We start from the raw sequence: 20,047 nt of genomic DNA on the forward strand, positions 1-20,047 counted from the left end.
ACCGGCATTGCTGAACGTCACGCCCCGCAATGCCGGAGCCGATCCAGGGGTCCCTAGGGGTAGCGCCGGCCTCCCCGGCTCGAAGCGAGGTGGGTATCGCCATCTCGCCCGTCTTTCGCTTCGACTCAGCCGGGCGGGCCGGCGCCTCGATCTGGCGTTGCGGCTTCGCGCCGCTGACGAGGGTTCTCGTCTCCACTGTGCAAAGAAAGTTAGGCGGAGGTAGCACACACGAACTGGGCGACACGGCACATCCCAGCTCTAAGCCACGTCGGGGGTCGTTGTGAACGAGAACGGCATCCAGGACACGGGCTTCACCCAAGACACCGATGCGTTCACGCTCGTCCAGGGGTGCGGCCATCGGCCGGCACCCGGTGTAATAATTGGCAGCGAGCGCTGGTCAGGCTTCCGAACCGCGTGCGATTTCCCCCTCCTCGACCGCGGCGGCCGCGCAACCTTAGGTGAGCACAGCAGCTTTTACGAAGCATCCGCCGCTATGTCACGGTCGAGTCCTTCCGCGTCCAAGGCCACATCGTTCCGAGCATGTCGACAGGCATCGAATACGTATCCTTAGCCGGCTCCCTAAAAGCTGAGTCGCCCCGTCACGACACGGAAAGGACGCAGCATACACAGCTGCACCTCAGCTCCCGCATGCCTGACGCCAGCGACCGACATTGTGTGCTTGCTCGACCCCAACTTCGACGCTACTGCCGAAAGTGAGCGCACCTTCGAGTGGACGATCGACGGCGACCAAACCGCTTTCCCTCGGGGGCGCCTCCTCTTGGCTTGACGCCCGATACCACCCAATTGTCCACTGGTGCGTGGCGCATCTGCCGCTGTCCAGAGCGGCAAGTTTAAGCGCACAGGAGGAGGTCGTTGCACAGATGAGCTCGCTCGGCGTCCCCTCAACCTCCTGTGGGGATTACTTATGCGAGGGGACCGATCACAGGCAGCCGGAGAGCGTGGGCTTAGCGTTGCCATAACAACTCAAACTCAGAGCCGTGAACACGTAGTCGATGGCCCTTGATGAGATGGACGGGCTTTGTCCATTGGGAATTGACGCCTAGCACACGCCAGGGGCGCTCGCTGCAAGCCAACGTTGGAGCGATACGAAGCCAAGCTCGACAAACTCGCAGATCATCCCGGATCGACGGTCTTTGGAACCAAGGAACTCACCGACGGCCGCGGTCGACTGATCAGGCTCTTCGTCGACGCGTCCGTTGCGCGCTGTCGAAGGCTGCACTTTGAGCCTCGTCAAGATCATCATCGTGGGGGTTCGGCGCGAGAAACGGGGCCGGCCCGCTCGGGGCTGGGAGGGTGCCGGGGTGGAGAAGTGCCACGGCGCGCGGGAATGGCAGAGGAAGGAAGCCTGAGTCGCGTGCAAGCCTCTCGGCCAAGTGCCCCCGTACGCTGAGCGCGGGCGAAATGGACATCTCGTTCAAACACTCTCGAATGAGTTCTTCACGGCCGTCCGTTCGTCATCGGCTCACCCTACCTCTCGATTTCCGCGACGGCGGCAATTCGTGCCGACCCCGCGCACCTGTTCGACAGGGGGCTCACCGTGCGAGAGGCGTGAGCCAGATCAGTCCCGGGGAGCAGGCCGACTCCATTACGTTGAAAGGGGGACCGGCGTGCGCATGGACGTTCTCCCAAGGTCACCGCGCCGTTCCCGCGGGGCTGACGATATCGTCCACCGCTCGAGTGATGCCCTCCCGCAAAGAGCCGCGCAACTGCAGGATGCGACAGGCCTCCGCAAGCCTGGGTACCGCTTCGTCAGCCTGACGGATCGTCGCAACCGCTTCGAGGAGCGCGTCTCGTTCGTGCACCCGCAGGCGGCCGAGCTCGTGCAACCCGTTGAAGAGTTCGGTGATGCTGACGAGCTGGGTGTGTGTGAGGGCGGCGTTCATGGGATGCAGTTCTATCGGGAGGTGCGGACAGCCTGTGTCGACCGCAGCAGGAGCAGGCCGAGGCGCCGTGGTCACCTACGGCCCATAGTGAGGTATCTCGGTAGACCTTATTCTTCCCCTGTGATCCGGCGCTGAGGGCCGCGCGCTCAGGATTGAGTAGTGGCCACTGGCCACCGCGCAGAAACTGAGGGGAAAGACGGAGAAGTCGGGTCTGTGCCCACACTCGCAACGCACGCGAGACAAGCAGGCCGCCGCACACGGCGACCACCGTTAGCTGTCGCGGTCGTCCGTGCGGAACCCGGCCGTCTTGTGGCTGCCATCGCAGAACGGCTTGATGAGGGAAAGCCCGCAGCGGCAGAGAGCGACGGTCTCGCGGCCCTTCGAGATCTCCTCTCCCGCTGGGGTCAGCAGCACAACGTCTCCTCGCACGATGAGCGGCCCGTCGGGATAGGGCGTCACGCTGGCTGTCTCGTCGGTCATGCCGCCTTCCGTTCCCGCAGCGAGCTTTGTCCTGCCGACCAAGAATCGTGGAGGTGCTGACTGATGGCGCCGTCCACCATGAGGCACGCCGCCGCCCCAAAGAGAATGTCCTCGAGTAATTCGGGCCGGTCCTCCGCAAGCGAACCCGCGAGGTCGTGCGCCGCGATCTGTTCGTGCACTGCATCCGCCTCGACGTGTTCGTCGAAGTAGGCCGTCACGTCCTCGCCGAACCCGAGGCGACGAAACCCGTCCCCATAGAACCGGTTCGGAATCGAGGAGGTCATCTCGAACGCCGCGAGATGCCCCACGATTGCTCCGACAAGGCGGCGGTTGAACCCGAACATTGACATGGTGTTGTGCGATGCCAGCGTCACAGCCGGCGCGTCGTCGATGTAAGCGCCGTACGAGCTGTCGAGACCCGCGCCGCGCATCGTGCGGGCGAACATAGTGGCGTGCACCCGTTCAGCGCGGCCGCCTCCGTACTCGTCCGCCTGAATCTCGACGAGGGCGGCTTTGGGCCGACCGACGAGCCGCGGGATCGCCAGCGAGTGCGGGTCTGCCTCGCGCAGCGTGTAGATCGACCGCTGCACAAGAAATTCCTCGGCTTGCTCGAGCGTGGCTTGCCTCGCGAAGTACAGCGCGGTGTTCGGTCCACTCACGTCGTTCGTCATGGCGAAGAGCACGCGGGCGACCTCGGCTGCCTCGGCGGCCGGGAGGTCGGGCACTCGCACACGCTGTCGCAGCTCGGCCTCGAAGACTCGCTCGATCGCTGCCCGTGCGGCTATGACTTCGGGGTCCCACTCACGCTCGGCGGGGAACACGGGAATCGTTCCGTATGACGATGCGTAGAGCAGGAACAGCGCGAGCTGCAAGTCCTCATCCTCGGAGACCGCGTCGGTTTCGCCGAGCGCCTCCAGCGTATGCTGCAGCAATGCGACACGTTCCGGGTCTGCGTCGGGCGCGAAATACGCCAGTACGGCGGCACTGGCAGGGCCGCGGGCTGCGCACACGGCGCGGGGGCTCGCTGCCGCTGAAAGGTCTGAACGGTTCAGCACGGAAACTCCTTACGTTCGAACGTCGAACGCTTATCCTCCAACAGCTCGTGCGGCCCGGCTAGGCCCTTGACACCCGCCAGCCGCGCGTGTAGTTGCGACGCCTGCGCCCCTAGGCCGAGCCGACGACCACGCCCGTCCTGAGCTCGGCGAGGAGCGCGAGAACCGCCGCCGCTGACTCGGGCGTTCCGACCCGCTCGTGCGCGCGCGTGGCGCCGTCGCCGACCTTGATTCCGAGATCGCCCTGGCGCAGCACCGCAAAAGCGGTCTCGTCGGTGACGTCATCGCCGAGGAACACGGTGGCGGCGTCGGGGAAACGCTCCATGATTCTCCGGAGCGTGACGCCTTTGTCGGACGAGAGGACCGAGAACTCGCATACTTGCTTGCCTCGGAGCGGTATCAGCCCGGCGCGAGAGCCCAGCTCGCGGGCGGCGGCAAGGAGCTCCTCAGCGTGCGCGTTGTCGGGCACTTCACGCGTGTGGACCGCGATGCCGTACGGCTTGTACTCGAGGCGGACGCCAGGCTCGCCCTTGAAGACCCGCCACACTCGTCGAGTGAAGCTTTCGAGCAGCTCCTGTCGCTCGGGCGTCATGAACTTCTGGGGTGCCGACTCGCCAATCAGCTGTTGCGCGGTCTCGTTGAGTTCGAGGCCGTGAGACCCGCTCACCATCCATCCAGCGCTGTCGAGCCCGGTCGCGTGTAACGCCTCCAGGGACCGTCCGGTCAGGAGGGCCACCTGGACACCGGCTGCGTCCCGGAGGATGTCGAGGGATCGGATCGCCCGCGGAAGCGCCCGGGCGTCTGCCGGACGCGCCACGAGGGGCGCAAGCGTGCCGTCGAAATCTGTGGCCACGATGAGCTGCGGTGCGGCAGCGAGCCGTCGCAGCCGCTCTTCGAGCTTGCGCGGGATGTACGCCTCGCCGATTGTCGCCGCAGCAGTGGGGGCCGGACGACCAGCTTCCCGGGCGTCGGCCGCGCCTGACACGGCCCCCAGGTAGCTTCTCGCCCAGTTTGCGACATCGTTCGAGCGGACGGTGGCGCGCATCGCGCGCATGCGCCGGTGCTGCTCCGCGATCGGCATCGTCGTGGCACGGACGATCGCGCTTTTGAGGCCCTCGATGTCGTGCGGATTCACCAGAGTTGCCTCACCGAGCTCCTCTGCCGCGCCCGCGAACTCGCTGAGCACAAGCACCCCGTCATCCGTCGTCCGGCAGGCGACGTACTCTTTCGCCACGAGGTTCATTCCGTCACGCAACGGCGTGACGAGCAAGACGTCCGCGGCGAGGTAGAGCGCGGCCATCTCTTCACGGTCGAATGACTGATGCAGGTAGACGAGCGGCGTGTGCGCGACGGAGCCGTGCTCACCATTGATCCGGCCCACCGCGGTTTCGACCTCGTCGCGAAGCTGCATGTAGGCACCGACGCGCTCTCTGCTCGGGCTAGCCACCTGCACGAGCACCGTGTCAGTGGGGTCGAGCTCGTCGTCCGTGAGGAGCTCGCTGAACGCCTTGAACCGGTGCAGAATGCCCTTCGTATAGTCGAGGCGATCCACGCCGAGCATGACCACCGCGGGATTCCCGAGCTCGGCACGAATCTCGCGAGCGCGCCGCTGCATCTCGGGCTCACTGGCGGTCCGCGCGAAGGCTTCCGCGTCGATCGATATTGGAAACTCCTGGGCGAGTACCGCCCGCGCCGGCGAGGAATCGCGCGCGGGCAGCGCGATGTGGTTCCCGAGGACCGGACAGCCGGTCAACGCTTCCGCCGTGAGCCGGAACGTCTCGGCATCTGCGGCTCGCTGGAAGCCGAGCACGTCGGCTCCGAGCAGGCCCTCGATGATCTCTCGCCGCCAGGGGAGCTGGGCGAACAGCCCACGCGGCGGAAACGGAATGTGCAAGAAGAACGCGATGGTGAGATCGGGGCGAAGCTTGCGAAGCATCGCGGGTACGAGTTGCAGTTGGTAGTCGTGCACCCAGACAATCGCGCCGGTCGCGGCAACCTCCGCGACCTGTGCCGCGAAGCGCTCGTTCACTGTGACGTAGCTGTCCCACCAGTCGCGATGGTACTCCGGCGGTGCAATGACGTCGTGATACAGCGGCCACAGGGTCGCATTCGAGAACCCTTCGTAGTACAGGTCGACCTCGCGCGCACTGAGCTCCACGGGAATGAGCCGCATGGAGCCCACCTCGAAGGGCTCGCCCCCAGTCGATGCGCTGCCTTCCCAGCCCACCCAGACACACCCGAGTTGCTCGACGATCGGCTCGACGGCGGTGACGAGTCCCCCGGGAGAAGTCCGCCACGTCTTCGTGCCGTCCGCTGCCTCGACGCAGTCGACGGGCAGCCTGTTCGACACCATTACCAGTTCGCGTCCCCCGGTAACATCCCGCATATCGTGCTCAATCCTCCTTCACATCCACGAACGACGAGCCACCCACATTGGCTTCCCCGCCCCTATGAGCACACACCATAGCCCTCAAATAGGAAAGGTGGCTCTGAACCCGGCCGAAGCCGTCGCGAAGCGTTCAGGGAACGAAAAATCCCCCGCCGCTTTCGCGACGGGGGATTTAGACGTGCGCCCCAAGGGATTCGAACCCCTGACCTTCTGATCCGTAGTCAGATGCTCTATCCAGCTGAGCTAGGGGCGCAGTGTTGATCTCTCAACTTGGAATACGTTACACGAGAATGCCGTGGAACTCAAAACGAGACGGGTGAATCCTCGGCGAACCGTTCTCTCAGCTCGCGTTTCAGGATTTTGCCGCTCGGGTTTTTCGGGAGCGTCGCGACGACGTGCACGACGGTCGGCACTTTGAACGCGGCGAGCCGTTCGCGTGTGTGTGCACGCAGCTCTTCCTCGGTGGCGGTCGCGCCCGCGGTGAGCACGACCGCCGCGGTCACGGTCTCGACCCACTTCGGGTGCGGTGTCGCGAACACGGCGCACTCGGCGATCGCGGCGTGCTCGTAGAGCGCCTCCTCGACCTCGCGGCTCGCGACGTTCTCGCCGCCCGTGTTGATCATGTCCTTGCTGCGGTCGACGATCCGCAGCCTGCCGTCCTCGTCGAACACCCCGAGATCGCCGGAGTGGAACCAGCCGCCGCGGAAGGCCTCGGCGGTCTGCTCGGGGGCGTTCCAGTAGCCGAGCGCGAGCTGGGGGCTGCGGTGCACGATCTCGCCGACCTCGCCGACAGGCACGGGCTCGCCATGTTCGTCGACGACGCGGGTCTCGACGTGGAGCACGGGGCGCCCGGCCGAGCCGGCGTGGCTGAGCTGTTCGTGGGGCGGCAGGATCGTCGCGACGGGCGCGAGCTCGGTCTGGCCGTAGAAGTTCCAGAGCTGCAGGTTCGGGAGCCGGCGCTGCAGCTCGAGCAGCACTTCCACGGGCATTGCTGCGGCGCCGTAGTAGCCCTTCTTCAGGCTGGAGAGGTCGGCGTCGTCGAATTCGGGCGAGCGCAGGAGCGAGATCCAGACCGTCGGCGGCGCGAAGAACTTCGTGACGCGGTGCTCAGCGATCTTGCGCAGGATCGTCGCGGGGTCTGGCGCGGGCAGCAGGATGCTGGTCACCCCGAGCATGATGTCGGGCCCGAGGAAGCAGTCGAGTTGGGCGCAGTGGTACAGCGGGAGCGCGTGAAGGTCGATGTCGTCACCGTCCATGCCGCCCTCGACGACCGAGCTCAGGTACTCGGAGCCGAGCGAGCGGCTCGAATGGACGGCACCCTTCGGCCGTGACTCGGTCCCGCTGGTGAACATGATCCGGATCGGGTCATCGGCGCCGACCACCGGCGCGGGGGCCTCGTCGCGGGAGGTCGCGAGGATCTCGTCGAAGGGGATCCACCCGGGCGCGGGTGCCACTGCGGCCTCGGCGGTGATCTCGACGAGCGTCGCCACCGCCCAGCCAGACTTCGACACCGCGGCCTCACCGGTCTCGACGAGCTCGGTTTGGGCGATGAGGATCTTCGGCTGGGCGACGTCGAGCAGCGGGCCGATTTCTCCCGCGGTGAGAACGAAGTTCAGGGGAACAAGGATCGCGCCCGCGCGCGCGGCGCCATAGGCCGTGACAGCGAACTGCCAGCAGTTGCGGCTGAGTAGCGCGATGCGCTCTCCGGGCTGCACGCCGCACTCCGCGAGCGCGTTGGCGAACCGGTTCGCGAGCCTGTCGAGCTCGGCGAACGTGAGCGTCGTGTCGCCGTCGATGAGCGCGGTCTTGTGCGGGCGGCGAGCGGCCGAGCGTCGGAGGTGCTCGCCGAGCGTGTCCGCCCGAGCCGAAGAGATCGTGGCCTGGAGCGCCTCGTCAAACAGCAAAGTTCTACCTCACTTCGTCGTAAAGTACTCGCCCGGTCGGGCGGGGTGCTGGCAACGATAGCAACGGCCGCCGGGGACTGCCACCCCCGCCGGGAGGTACGATGAAGTACGTGCCTACGAACACTGACAGCAACGAGCTTGCGATGCCGCACTTCCCTGAGCCGAGCGCCGAGCTCCAGCGTGCCGAAAAGCTGATTCTTGGGATCCCCGATTACCCGGCGCCGGGCATCATCTTCCGCGACATCATGCCGCTGCTCGCAGACGGCCCCGCGTTCAAAGCCACCGTTGACGCGCTCATTGCCCCGTTCCTCGGCACGTTCGACGTGATCGCGGGGCTCGAGGCGCGCGGGTTCCTGCTCGCGAGCGCCGCGGCGTATTCGACGGGGGCTGGGCTGCTGCCGATCCGTAAGGCTGGCAAGCTGCCGCGCCCTGCGGCGTCTGTCGGATACGAGCTCGAGTACGGCGTCGCCGAGGTCGAGGCGCACAACGACCTCCCCGCTGGCACGCGCGTCCTGCTCATCGACGACGTCCTGGCGACGGGCGGAACCCTCGAGGCCGCCCGCGAGCTCGTCGAGCTGCTCGGGTACACGGTCGCCGGCACCGCCGTGCTCTTTGAGATCAACGGACTCGGTGGTCGCGCCGCGGTCGCCGACCCGAACCTGCACACGGTGTTCTCGAGCGGCGAGTAAGCCGCTCTCGGAACCACCACGACGGGCAGCGGCGCGTGACGCAGAGACGAGACCATTCCGGCGCCGTCGCCGAGTTCCTCGACCTTGCGGGGTCCGATCCTGATCTGCTGCGATCGGGGAGGATCCCGGACCCGCAGCCGGCGCACACCCCGCTCTTCCGGTGGCTGGCCAGCGTCGTCGGGGCCATCGAGGAATTTCTCCGCGCCCGGGGCGGCACGGCGCTGCGCGCCGGGATCCGCGTCTTCTGGGGCGTGCTCGCGGCGGCCGGAATCCTGCTCCTCGTCGGGCCGGTCATCAACAAGCCGATGGACTTCGACGACGTGCTCGCTTCCGCAGAGGTCGCCGACGTCGAGTGGATCGCCCGCGACGCGGCGATCGACTACCGGGTCGCACGGGAGGACGACGGCACGTTCTCGACGGTCGTGACTGAGCGTTTCACGGCGAACTTCGTCAACGGGCCCGAAGACCGGGTGCTGCGAACCCTCGTCACCGAGGTCGACGGCAAGGACACCGGCTTCGCGCTGCTCGATGCGACCGTCGACGGCGCGCCGGCCCGAACGGAGGCGAAGCGCCACCCGACGACCACGGACATCACGGTTCGCACGCCGTCGGGGGAGGCGTTCGCAGGCGAGCGCGAGGTCGCGCTGAGCTACGAGCTGCATCACCTCGCGCGTTCGCAGGCAGATGCGGCCACGGGCGACGCGGTCGACGTGTGGGACTGGCCGCTGTTCGCGCCAAGCTGGCCGCAAGCCACGAAGGGGCTCACGGTGTCCGTGACGCTCCCCACCGAGCTTGACGCGGCGCTCGTGCGTCAGCCGCACGCCGCCGTCGGGTGGTTGCTCGTCAGCGGAAACGTCTGGCTCACGCCCGACGAGACGGCGGAGGGCTCCGTCACCTACTCCTTCGACAACACCGATTCGCTCCCGCCGCACTCCGACGTGTGGATCGAATTCACCTTCGCGGACGGCACCTTCGCAGAACCGCCGAAGACGGCGCTCTTCTGGCTGCAGACCTGGGGCCCGCTGCTCCCGCTCGCAGCGCTCGGCGGGCTCATGCTGTTTGCGCTCGCCGCACGCTGGGTGGTGTGGGCCGACTCGGCAGGGGACCCCTGGTTCGTCGCGCGCGATTCACCCCCGGAGGGCCTCTCGCCGCTGCTCGCGGCGGACCTGCTGGGCAAGCCGCGCCACGCGGAGCTCGTCTCCTCGCTCGCCGCAGCCCCCGCTCGCGGGCCGGCGGACGCCACGGAGCGCTGGCTGCGCGCGGTCGCCCGGGCCGGCCGCCGGGCTGGCCGGCTCGGCAACCTGCCCACGGTCGCGGGCTGGCGTGCGCGCTGGGCGCGCGCCGACCAGCCGGTCGCCGAGAAGCTCCGCTGGGCGCCCGACAGCTATGTGCGCGACACGTTTCTGCTGGCCCCGCTCGCGGTCACGCTCGTGCAGTGGGGGATCCTGCGGCAGCTGTCGCACCAGGTGATCCTCAGCGCGGTCTGGTGGCCGGTGGCCTTCGTGCTCGGCTCGACGGTGATCGCCGGTGTCACGCTCTGGGCCGTCTGGCGCCCGCGCCCGCTCACTCGCGCGGGCGCGCTCGCGACGCAGCAGCTCCGCGGCATTGACGTGTTCGCGCGGGCGACGCGGCTCCTCGAGCGCGGGCCGCTCGCCGATCCGCTGCTCCCGTACGCGACGCTCTTCGAGCGGCCGCGCAGAGCCGGCAACGCTGTCGGCGTACAGGCCGCGCGCGAGAGCGGCGACCGGCGCGTGGCCGATGGCTGGCGCGGCGAGCACTTTCTTGCCATGCCGGCGCTGCTGGCCACCGTCGCGGCGGGCGCGCTCGCCGCGGGATCGATTGTGCTCGTGAGCACGCAGCCCGCCCCCTACGGGCAGGCCGAGTTTCTGACCTGGCCCTCCTCGGAGGCGAGCGGAACGATCTGGACGCAGACCGAGGGCTTCGAGATCGAGGCGGAGCTCGCACGCGACGAACAGGGCCGCGCCCGGCTCGACGTGACGGAGCGGCTCACGGTCGGGTTCGAGCCGGGCGGAGCGTCGGTCCCGCAGTTCGAGCGTGAGTGGCCGCGCGAGCGATGGGGTCAGGATCTTGGCCTCGCCGTGGCGGAGGTGCGGGTCGATGGCGCGGCAGTGCCGTTCGTCGAGACCGCGGGCAGACACACGACGAAAGTGACCACGAAGCTCGGCGAGGTGCTCACCGGCGACCTGCCGGTGGAGGTCCGCTACGCTCTCGCAAGCCCGGCGGTCGAGGTCCGCGACGGTGGTGACGCCGTCCAGCAGGTGCGCTGGACCGCGATGCACTGGTTCTGGGACGACACGTTCTACTCGAATCAGGGCAATCCCTACGACGGTTCAGAGCCCGTCCGGCCGGTCCGCGTGCAGCTCACCGTCGCCCCCGACCTCGCCGCTGAGCTGCGTTCGGGCGGCTGGATCGGGCACGGCGACGCGGACCGGATGCCGGGCGAGAGCGGGCAGGGGATCATGCCCTGGTCGGCCGAGCGCGACATGTACACGGACGCTGGCCGCGTCGAACTCATCGTCGGGTCCGAGCAGGCAGCGCCGGATGGGGCGTTGATCGCGGGGCTCGACGCCGACGCTGTCGAGTCCCGCCCAGCACCCCTCCCGGGTGACGGCGAGGGGGAGCCGGGTGAGCCGTATGCCGTCGACCCCGCGCTGAACGCGACGCTGGGCCAGTACGAGCTCGGTCTCACCGGCGACCTGGGCGCCACCCTCAACTTCCCGGCAGGCACGTTCTCGAATGTCGCCGACGGGGTTGCCGAACGCTACAGGATTGCAGCCGGCGCGCCGCTCGCGCTGCTTGTCGGACTGATCGTGGCCGTGCTCGCCGCTGCCGCTGGCGTCTTCGTCGCGGCCCTGCGAGGCGGCAGGGCGGCCGGACCGTCGCTTGCGCTCGTATCGTTCGCGGCCATCCCGTTGCTCGCCGTCGCGCAGTCCGTCGTGTTCTGGTGGGTCACCGGGCCGATGCAGGGCGACTCCGCGGTGGTCCCCGCGCTCGTTGCCTGCTCGCTCATGATGTGGGCGGCGGTGGTCGCGCAGTGGGTCGCGGTCGTGCGCGCGGGCTCCGGAGCCGCGCGGAATGGCGCTGCGGAGGCGGACTCTCGGTAGTAGCGCGGCAGGTGGATCACAATTCACCATCGATCGTTGCGCGCTCTGGCGGTTTTGCGGCATCCCCGTAGTCTGGGGATCGTGAGTGACTCCTTTTTTGCAGCAAGAGACCAGCTTCTCGATCTTCAGGGGGACCCCGCACGGGCGCGGGCAGAGTTCCGCTGGCCAGACGTGGGAGACGCATTTAACTGGGCGCACGACGTGTTCGACCGCATCGCTATGGACAATGACACGACGGCGCTGTGGATCGCCGAGGAAGACGGCACCGAGGTCAAGCGCAGCTTCCGCGAGCTGAAAGCCCGATCCGATCAGGTGGCGAACTGGCTGCGGAAGCTCGGGGCTCAGCGCGGCGACATTGCGATGCTGATGCTCGGCAACCACGTCGAGCTCTGGGAGATCATGCTTGCGGCGATGAAGCTTGGCGTCGTGATCCTCCCCACCTCCGTCGTGCTCGGAACCCAGGAGCTCGTTGACAGGGTCGAACGCGGCAAGGTGAACTGGGTGTTCGCCGGGCCCGAGGACGCGGTGAAGTTCGCCGGAATCCCCGGCGGTTTCCGCCGCGTCGGCGTGCGCATTGATACGGGCACGATGGACCAGCGTGCGGCCCTCTACGACTGGGAGCGTTTCGAGGAGTCGCGCTCGGCGTCGCTCGCGCCGATCGTGAAGCAGACGAGGAGCGTCGACCCGGCGCTCTTGTACTTCACCTCCGGCACGACGAAGCTGCCGAAGATCGCCGTCCACTCGCACACGAGCTACCCGCTCGGGCACTTCACCACGATGGCGTGGCTCGGGGTGCGTCCGGGCGACATCCACTCGGTGATCAGCGCGCCGGGCTGGGCGAAGCATGCGTGGTCGAGTTTCTTCGGGCCGTGGAACGCTGGCGCGACGGTGTATGTCGCGAACTATGGGAAATTCAAGGCGGAGCGGATCATCGCCGAACTCGACCGCGTCGGCGTGACGAGCTTCTGCGCCCCGCCGACGGTGTGGCGCATGCTCATCCAGAGCGACCTCGGCTCGAAGCCGTCGGCGCTGCGCGAGGTCGTCTCGGCTGGCGAGCCGCTCAACCCCGAGGTCATCTCGCGCATCGAGCAGGGGTGGGGCCTCGTGCTCCGCGACGGCTACGGGCAGACCGAGACGACGGCGACGATCGGCAACATGCCAGGCGAGGCCGTCGTTCCTGGCGCGATGGGCAGGCCGCTTCCCGGCGTCGATATCGTGCTTGTCGACCCGATGACTGGCGAGGAGGGCGACGAGGGCGAGGTATGCCTGCGCCTCGGGCCTGAGGACGGCGGAAGCGGCGCGGCCCGCCCAGTGAACCTCATGACGGAGTACTTCGGTAACCCGGACGCGACGGCCGAGGCGTTCGAGGGCGGCCTCTACCACACGTGCGACGTCGCGCAGCGGGACGAGAACGGCTCGTTGACGTTCGTTGGCCGCACCGACGATATCTTCAAGGCCAGCGACTTCAAGGTCTCGCCGTTTGAGGTGGAGAGCGTGATGCTCGAACACGATTTCGTCGCCGAGGCCGCCGTCGTTGGCGCTCCCGACGACACCAGGCTCAACGTGACGAAGGCGTACGTGTCACTCGCAGCTGGAGTGGAGGCGACGGAAGCGACGGCGAGAGAGGTACTGCTGCATTCCCGCCGGGCGCTCCCCGCGTACATGCGGGTGCGGCGCGTGGAATTCTTCGAGCTCCCCAAGACGACGTCGGGCAAGATTCGCCGCGTCGAGCTCCGGCAGCGCGAGGAGGCGGCTCACGCCGCCGGCGAGCGGGTCGCCTCGGAGTGGCGCGAGGAAGACTTCCCGGATCTGAAGGACGCCTAGGCTCGGGCCGCGAGCGCCGCGTAGCAGCGCTCGATCCGCTCAAGCCACCAGCGCTCGCGGTCCGGGGTCGCCCGGAAGCGCTCGAGCGCACCCTCGTCGAGGGTGGGGCGCCGCACGCTGAGCACGCCCTTGACGGGGATCATCGGATCCTGCGCGACGTCTCCCGCGAGCAGCGCGACAGTGCCGAGCCCGCACGCGCCCGCGAGCATCCCTGCGGGCAGTGCGGCCGCGAGGTGCAGCCCCATGGAAATGCCGACCGAGGTGTCGAGCGCGCTCGACACGATGACCGGCAGCTGCGCCTCCTCGATGATGGCGAGTGCCGGTGCGATGCCTCCCAACGGTTGGGCCTTCACAACGATGAGGTCCGCGGCGCCCGAGCGCGCCACCGCGAGCGGGTCTTCCGCCTTGCGCACGCTCTCGTCCGCCGCGATGCGCACCGGCACCCCGGCTCGCGTGAGCCGCGAGCGCAGCTCGGCGAGTTCGGCAACGGTGGCGCACGGCTGCTCGGCGTAGTCGAGCCCGAACGGCGCGAGCGTCGTGAGCGCCTCGGCGGCCGCGTCGACCGACCACCCGCCGTTTGCGTCGACGCGCACGAACGCATCGGCCCCCATCGCCTCTCGGACCGCCCGCACCCTGGCGATGTCGTCCGCGAGCTCCTGGCCGCGCTCGGCGACCTTCACCTTCGCGGTGCGGCAGCCGGGGAATCGGGCGAGCACCGCTGGCACCTGCTTGGCGGGCACGGCCGGCACCGTCGCGTTGACGTCGATCGCGGAGCGCAACGGCGGTGCCGGCTCGGCCCACCCGTACTCGAGCGCGGCCGCGAGCCAGCGGGAGCTCTCGTCGTCCGCGTACTCGACGAACGGTGAAAACTCCGCTGCGCCCAGCGGGCCGACGAAGATGACGGCCTCGCGGGTGGAGATGCCGCGGAAGCGCGTGCGGGTGGGGATCGACACGACGCGCGCGGCATCGTGCAGCTCAGCGAGCGGTGGGAGGGGCGACTCTGGGAGCTGCGCGGTAGCCATGCATCGATTGTCTCACCCGGGCCAGGCGGCCCGGCCAGGGCGCCTCCGCGCAAGCCATTCGTCCGACGAAGGTAAGCCTAAGAAAATGGCCCTGACCAGGGGAAAGGCTAGCCTTCCCTTGCTTGCGGGCGGCCTCGAATGGGAGGACACTTGAGCGCAGAACAACCCGCACACCGGGGGAGGGAGACCCATGACACTCGAAGCAACTCGCCGCAGCGACATCGATTCCGTGGCGTCCGTGCAGGCGCCCGAGCAGACAGGCGCACTCCCCGGCTCGACGCCCGACGGGCCGGCGGGCGGGGAGCCGCGCTCGGCGCGTATCGGCCAGAAACTCAACTGGCTGCGCGCTGGCGTGCTCGGCGCGAACGACGGCATCGTCTCCGTCGCCGGCGTGGTCATCGGCGTCGCGGCGGCGACCCCCGGCAACACGGTGGCGGTCGCGACAGCGGGCGTCGCGGCGCTCGTCGCTGGCGCGTTCTCCATGGCCGGCGGCGAGTACGTCTCGGTGAGCACGCAGCGCGACACCGAGAAGGCGCTCATCGACCAGAAGCGCCGCTCGCTTGCCGAGCGCCCAGCGGAGGAACTCCGGGGCCTCGCCGGGTTCTACCGCCGTCGCGGCGTGTCCGCTGCGCTCGCGACCGAGGTCGCACGAGAGCTCAGCGAGCACGACGCACTCGCCGCGCACGCCGAGGTGGAACTCGGCATCGACCCCGAGGAATACACGAGCCCCTGGGCCGCGGCCATCTCGTCGTTCATCGCATTCACGATCGGTGGGCTGCTGCCGCTGCTCATGATCCTGCTGCCGCTCGGCGCCGGCAGGATCCCGGCGGCCGGCCTCGCCGTGCTCATCGGTCTCGTGCTCACCGGCTGGATCTCGGCCGCACTCGGAGAGGCCCCGCGTGCCCGCGCGATCCTGCGCAACGTGCTCATGGGCGGGGCGACGATGGTCGCGACCTACCTCATCGGCCTGCTGTTCGGCGTCGCCGTCGGCTAGCCGCGAAGGCGACGCGGAAGTGCCCCCAGCCGAATAGGCTGGGGGCATGACCACACAGGTTTCTGACATCTTCGACCCGAGCGTCTGGGAGGTTGCCCCCGGCGCCGAGGGCTACACCGACATCACCGCGCACCTCAGCCTCGACGGGCGCATCGCCCGCGTCGCGTTCGATAGGCCGGAGGTGCGCAACGCGTTCCGTCCACACACCGTCGACGAGCTGTTCGACGCGCTCGATCGCGTGCGCGTCAATCCGAAGGTTGGCGTCGTGCTGCTCACCGGCAACGGGCCGAGCCAAAAGGACGGCGGCTGGGCATTCTGCTCGGGCGGCGACCAGCGCATCCGTGGCCGCGACGGCTACAAGTACTCGGACTCCGAGACCGCTGTCGGCCCTGAGGCCCTCGCACGCGCCGGACGACTGCACATCCTCGAGGTGCAGCGTCTCATCCGGTTCATGCCGAAGGTCGTCATCGCGCTCGTCCCCGGCTGGGCCGCCGGCGGTGGGCACTCGCTCAACGTGGTCTGCGACCTGACGATCGCGAGCCGCGAGCATGCAAAGTTCAAGCAGACCGACGCCGACGTCGGGTCCTTCGACGCTGGCTACGGCAGTGCGTACTTCGCGAAGCAGGTCGGCCAAAAGAACGCCCGCGAGATCTTCTTCCTCGCCCGCGAATACGACGCCGAGCGCGCCCGCGAGATCGGCGCCGTGAATGAGGTCGTGCCGCACGCGGAACTCGAGACGACCGGCATCGAGTGGGCGCGCACGATCCTCGGCAAGTCGCCCACCGCGATCCGCATGCTGAAGTACGCGATGAACGCTGTCGACGACGGGATCGTTGGCCAGCAGCTCTTCGCTGGAGAGACGACCCGACTCGCGTACGGCACTGACGAGGCCGTCGAGGGCCGCGACTCCTTCCTCGAGAAGCGCGATCCTGATTGGTCGCCGTTCCCGTACCACTACTAGGGAACGCGGGCGGGGCGGCGCCTGCCGCGCCCGCCACCCATCCGGGCGCGGTACCCTAGGGGGGTGACGGCCCACCACGTTCTTCGCGCGATCCCAGTTGAGGATCGAGCCTGGCTCATCGCCGCGCTCGACGACGCACTCGCGGGAGGTGCTCCGATCCTGCCGCTCGCGCCGGGCCAGGACCCGGGCGACTCCGACGTCGAACGGATCCGTTCGCTTCCGCTGCCGGCCGACCTCGCCGTCGTTGTGCGCACATCGGGATCAAGCGGGATCCCGAAAGCGGTCGCGCTCTCGCGGTCGGCGCTCGTCGACAGCGCGATGGCGACCCACGAGGCGCTCGGTGGGCCCGGCCAGTGGCTCGTCGCCCTCCCGACCCAGCTCATCTCCGGGCTACAGATGCTCGTGCGCAGCGCCGTCGCCCGCACCGAACCCGTCTTCGCGCCAGACGGTGCCGACGCCCGCCAGCTCCTCGACGCCGCCGAGCAGCTCGATCACGAGCGACGCTACGTCTCGCTCGTGCCGGTGCAGCTCGCGCGACTGCTCGACCTCGCCGAGGACGATGCCGACGCCGCTGAGACGCTCCGCCGGTTCGACGCCGTGCTCGTCGGCGGCCAGGCCGTATCGCTCGAGCTGCGCAGGCGCGCCCACGCGCTCGGCGTGAGCCTCCGCCGCTCCTACGGCATGACCGAGACCGCCGGTGGCTGCGTCTACGACGGCGTCGAAATCGGCGACACGCTCGTGCGCATCCGCGGTGGCGAGGTGCAGCTCGCCGGGCCGACGCTCGCGCTCGGGTACCTCGGCGACGAGGCACAGACCGGAGCACGCTTCATCACCGAGCCCAACCGCGACGGAGAACCCGTCCGCTGGTACCGCACGGGCGACGCCGGCGAGCTGCTCGGCGGCATGCTGACAGTCACCGGGCGGCTCGACAGGGTCGTCATTTCCGGCGGCGTGAACGTCTCGCTCGACGAGATCGAGCGGGTCGCCCGCGAGTACCCCGGCTGGGGCAGCGCGGTCGCGCTCGCCACCGAGCACTCGGAGTGGGGCGAGCGGCCAGTCCTCGTCGTCGAGGTCGACCCCGCCGCCGTGCCCTTCGACGAGGTGCGCGAGGGGATCCGGTCGAAGCTCGGGGCCGCCGCGGCACCCGAGTGGGCGAACGAGACCGAGCGCATGCCGCGCCTGCCGGGCGGCAAACCAGACCTGCCAGCCATCGAAGCGTGGCTTCGGAGCCTGCGGGCAAGCTTTGCGCGGCTGCGCGACGACCGCGCCGAGCAGCCCCGCGGGGCCGACGAAGGGGAGACAGAGTGAGCACGAAGAACCCGAAGCGGTCAGGCAACCCTGCGCTGCGCGCGGCGGCGGACGACCTCATCGAGGCCGGCGAGACCGCGCACGTCACCTGGCGCGACTGGGTATCGGGCGCCCGCCTGCGAACGCTGCCGCTCGCGATCGCCCCCGTCGCCGTCGGCGCTGGCATCGCCCACATGCTGCAGGCGTTCTCGCTCACGCTGAGCCTGCTCGCGCTCGCCGTCGCACTGCTGCTGCAGATCGGCGTGAACTACGCGAATGACTACTCCGACGGAGTGCGCGGCACCGACGCGTTCCGGGTCGGTCCCGCGCGGCTGACCGGCTCGGGCAGGGTGAACCCGAAGCACGTGCTCACCCTCGCGCTCGTCTTCTTCGGCCTCGCCGCGGTCGCGGGGCTCGCGGCCGTCGTGATCAGCGGCCGCTGGTGGTTCCTCGCCGTCGGCGTCGTCGCGATCATCGCCGCCTGGTTCTACACGGGAGGCAAGCGGCCCTACGGGTACGCGGGCCTCGGCGAGCTCGTCGTGTTCGTCTTCTTCGGCATCGTCGCGACCGTCGGAACCGTGTGGCTGCAGACTGAGATCTCGAACCAGGAGATGTGGGTCGCGGGCGCCGGCGTCGGCTTCTTCGCCGTCGCGGTGCTCGTCGTGAACAACCTGCGCGACATTCCGACAGACCGCGCGGCTGGCAAGCGAACGCTCGCCGTCAGGATCGGCGAGCGTTGGACCCGCGTGCTCTACGTCGTGTGCATGGTGCTGCCGTTCGCGGTGCCGCTGCTGTACGGCTGGGCCTACTCGGGCATGCTGCTCGTGTGGTTCGTGCTCGCCGCAGCGATTCCCGCGATCATCATTACGCTCACCGCCCGGACGGCGCGCGAGCTCATCATCGTGCTGCAGCTCACGAGCTTCGCCGCGCTCGGCTACGGCCTGCTGCTCGGCGCGGCGTTCGCCTTCTGACGCCGATCGAGGCACAGCCCGATTGCGGCCGCAATCAGGGCGGCCCCTGAGAGCCAGGCGGTGAGCGACCCGGTCGCCGCGAGCACCACGAGCACCCCGCCAGCACCGCACAGCACCGCGAGCAGCGTTCGCGCCGGGGCGGGATGCGTGACGAAGCGCAGCCGCGGGACCAGGCGCCGCTCGAGCCGTGTCGCAGCCGTCACCGTGCACGCGACGACCGCCGCGACCGTGACAAGCCAGAGCGGTCGCGACAGCCACCACTCGCTGCTGAGCGGGAGGGGGAGCGCCGTCTCCGCGCTGCCGCCCAGGTGGGCTGCGACGAGCAGCGCGCCGGCGAGGAGCACGGTCGCCGACATGTGCCAGGAGTAGATCGTCATGGCGCGCCCGTTGACTGCTGCCGCGCCGCGGCTGAACGCGGGCAGCGTCGCGAGGCGGGTGAGCGCCGGCCGGAGGGCAGTGAACGCCGCGAGTTGGACGACCCCGAGGAGGGCGAGCACCGCCGTCGGCGGATTGAGCGCCCCGAACAGGTTTGCCGGGGACGCCCCGACCGCGATCCACAGGCCGGCGCCAGCGAGTGCCGCTGCCGCAGCCCGGGGCCCTGCGGTGACCCCGTCAGCGAGGAGGAAGCCGAGCTGCTGCACGAACAGCCAGACGAACGCGAGGTTCGCGAAGCCGACAGCGTCGACGCCGGTCGCGAGCCGCACGAGGTCGACCACGACGATTCCGGCCCCGAGCGCGCCAAGCGTGAGCCGCGGGGCACGCTCGTGGAGCGCGAGCATCGCCGGGACCAGCGCCGAACACAGGACGTACACGCCGAGGAACCACAGGGGCTGACTCATCCGCCAGCCGGCGGCCGCGACGATCTCGGGGCTGACCCCGGCGACCGAGAGCCCGCCCAGCACGAGGGCCGTCGCCGTCGCCGCCAGGAGCGGGATCGGGAGGAGCCTGCCGAGCCGGGCCACGACGTAGCCTGAGGGGGTGGCGCCCTGGGCGCTGACACGCCTGTAGTGCGTCGCCGACGCGAAGCCGCCAGCGATGAAGAACAGCGGCATCATCTGGGCGCACCACGAGAAGACCGTGAAGCCGCCCCAGGACTCGAGCGCGTTCTCGAGCACGACCTCGCCGCCCTGCACGCTCACGCCCACCATGAGCGCGTGCACCACGACGACCGCGAGCAGGCAGGCCGCCCGAGTGAGGTCGACGGCGGCGTCGCGGGCGGGTGCCGTGCCTGCGCCGCGGGGGTCCCTGCCGGGGGACGGGGCGGCCGGGGCCGGGGGAATGCTGATGAGCGACATGGGGTTCCTTTCGGGCAGACCCCAAGCGTCCCGCCACGGTGCGGGTCGGCGCGTCACCTGTGGGAGCGAATCGGTGCCCCTACCTGGGGACTAGGGGAGCCCCTGAGCCTGCACCCGGCCTTGCCTTGCCTTGCCCTGCCCTGCCTTGCC

The 20,047-nt window shown here is 69.1% G+C and carries 15 protein-coding genes and 1 tRNA gene; 7 read left to right on the forward strand and 9 right to left on the reverse strand.

What is annotated here, in order from left to right; translation table 11 throughout:
- Positions 1-1,060: 1,060 nt before the first annotated feature.
- The 7 genes from BJ960_RS00110 to BJ960_RS00140 form a co-directional block, all read right to left on the reverse strand.
- A complete protein-coding gene (locus BJ960_RS00110) occupies positions 1,061-1,255 on the reverse strand; it encodes a hypothetical protein (protein WP_185985762.1) in 195 nt (64 codons plus the stop codon).
- Positions 1,256-1,652: 397 nt separating this feature from the next.
- The gene (locus BJ960_RS00115; protein ID WP_185985763.1) at positions 1,653-1,904 is read right to left on the reverse strand and encodes a hypothetical protein; all 252 of its coding nucleotides are present in this window, start codon (positions 1,902-1,904) and stop codon (positions 1,653-1,655) included.
- A 270-nt stretch (positions 1,905-2,174) separates the two neighbouring features.
- Complete coding sequence (locus BJ960_RS00120) at positions 2,175-2,384, reverse strand: CDGSH iron-sulfur domain-containing protein (RefSeq protein ID WP_185985764.1); 210 nt, start codon at positions 2,382-2,384, stop codon at positions 2,175-2,177.
- Entirely contained in the window at positions 2,381-3,439 is a 1,059-nt protein-coding gene (locus BJ960_RS00125) for an iron-containing redox enzyme family protein (RefSeq protein WP_307814720.1), read from the reverse strand. The genes BJ960_RS00120 and BJ960_RS00125 overlap by 4 nt, the downstream gene beginning before the upstream one ends.
- Positions 3,440-3,548: 109 nt before the next feature.
- Positions 3,549-5,789 (reverse strand): bifunctional alpha,alpha-trehalose-phosphate synthase (UDP-forming)/trehalose-phosphatase, encoded by a 2,241-nt coding sequence (locus tag BJ960_RS00130; RefSeq protein WP_237463778.1) that lies wholly within the window; start codon positions 5,787-5,789, stop codon positions 3,549-3,551.
- 215 nt (positions 5,790-6,004) lie between these two features.
- Positions 6,005-6,078 (reverse strand) — tRNA-Arg (locus tag BJ960_RS00135).
- Positions 6,079-6,127: 49 nt separating this feature from the next.
- Entirely contained in the window at positions 6,128-7,729 is a 1,602-nt protein-coding gene (locus BJ960_RS00140) for a fatty acyl-CoA synthetase (RefSeq protein WP_185985766.1), read from the reverse strand.
- Between the two features lie 143 nt (positions 7,730-7,872).
- Here BJ960_RS00140 and BJ960_RS00145 point away from each other — a divergent pair, with 143 nt between their 5' ends.
- The 3 genes from BJ960_RS00145 (at position 7,873) to BJ960_RS00155 (ending at position 13,367) form a co-directional block, all read left to right on the forward strand.
- Positions 7,873-8,418 carry an adenine phosphoribosyltransferase gene (locus BJ960_RS00145; RefSeq protein ID WP_185988068.1) on the forward strand — a complete coding sequence of 182 codons (546 nt, stop codon included), beginning with the start codon at positions 7,873-7,875 and terminating at the stop codon, positions 8,416-8,418.
- Between the two features lie 35 nt (positions 8,419-8,453).
- Positions 8,454-11,543: a DUF2207 domain-containing protein gene (locus BJ960_RS00150; RefSeq protein WP_185985767.1), complete on the forward strand. Its 3,090-nt coding sequence runs from the start codon at positions 8,454-8,456 to the stop codon at positions 11,541-11,543.
- An 81-nt stretch (positions 11,544-11,624) separates the two neighbouring features.
- On the forward strand, positions 11,625-13,367 hold the full coding sequence (locus BJ960_RS00155) for an AMP-binding protein (protein ID WP_372430611.1): 1,743 nt from the start codon (positions 11,625-11,627) through the stop codon (positions 13,365-13,367).
- On the opposite strand, the gene BJ960_RS00160 is transcribed toward BJ960_RS00155, so the two are convergent.
- Positions 13,364-14,389 (reverse strand): o-succinylbenzoate synthase, encoded by a 1,026-nt coding sequence (locus BJ960_RS00160; RefSeq protein ID WP_185985768.1) that lies wholly within the window; start codon positions 14,387-14,389, stop codon positions 13,364-13,366. The genes BJ960_RS00155 and BJ960_RS00160 overlap by 4 nt on opposite strands.
- Before the next feature lie 190 nt (positions 14,390-14,579).
- On the opposite strand from BJ960_RS00160, the gene BJ960_RS00165 reads away from it, so the two are divergent.
- The 4 genes from BJ960_RS00165 (at position 14,580) to BJ960_RS00180 (ending at position 18,602) form a co-directional block, all read left to right on the forward strand.
- Positions 14,580-15,383 carry a VIT1/CCC1 transporter family protein gene (locus tag BJ960_RS00165; RefSeq protein ID WP_185985769.1) on the forward strand — a complete coding sequence of 268 codons (804 nt, stop codon included), beginning with the start codon at positions 14,580-14,582 and terminating at the stop codon, positions 15,381-15,383.
- Positions 15,384-15,429: 46 nt separating this feature from the next.
- Positions 15,430-16,344: a 1,4-dihydroxy-2-naphthoyl-CoA synthase gene (locus BJ960_RS00170; protein WP_185985770.1), complete on the forward strand. Its 915-nt coding sequence runs from the start codon at positions 15,430-15,432 to the stop codon at positions 16,342-16,344.
- Between the two features lie 63 nt (positions 16,345-16,407).
- Positions 16,408-17,652 (forward strand): AMP-binding protein, encoded by a 1,245-nt coding sequence (locus tag BJ960_RS16505; protein ID WP_307814719.1) that lies wholly within the window; start codon positions 16,408-16,410, stop codon positions 17,650-17,652.
- Complete coding sequence (locus BJ960_RS00180) at positions 17,649-18,602, forward strand: 1,4-dihydroxy-2-naphthoate polyprenyltransferase (RefSeq protein ID WP_121074567.1); 954 nt, start codon at positions 17,649-17,651, stop codon at positions 18,600-18,602. The genes BJ960_RS16505 and BJ960_RS00180 overlap by 4 nt, the downstream gene beginning before the upstream one ends.
- Here BJ960_RS00180 and BJ960_RS00185 read toward each other — a convergent pair.
- Positions 18,566-19,897, reverse strand: coding sequence for an acyltransferase family protein (locus BJ960_RS00185; protein ID WP_185985771.1), 1,332 nt, complete (start codon positions 19,895-19,897; stop codon positions 18,566-18,568). The two genes, BJ960_RS00180 and BJ960_RS00185, sit on opposite strands and share 37 nt — an antisense overlap.
- Between the last annotated feature and the right edge of the window lie 150 nt (positions 19,898-20,047).

It is taken from the genome of Leucobacter aridicollis, from assembly GCF_013409595.1.
Lineage (GTDB): Bacteria > Actinomycetota > Actinomycetes > Actinomycetales > Microbacteriaceae > Leucobacter > Leucobacter aridicollis.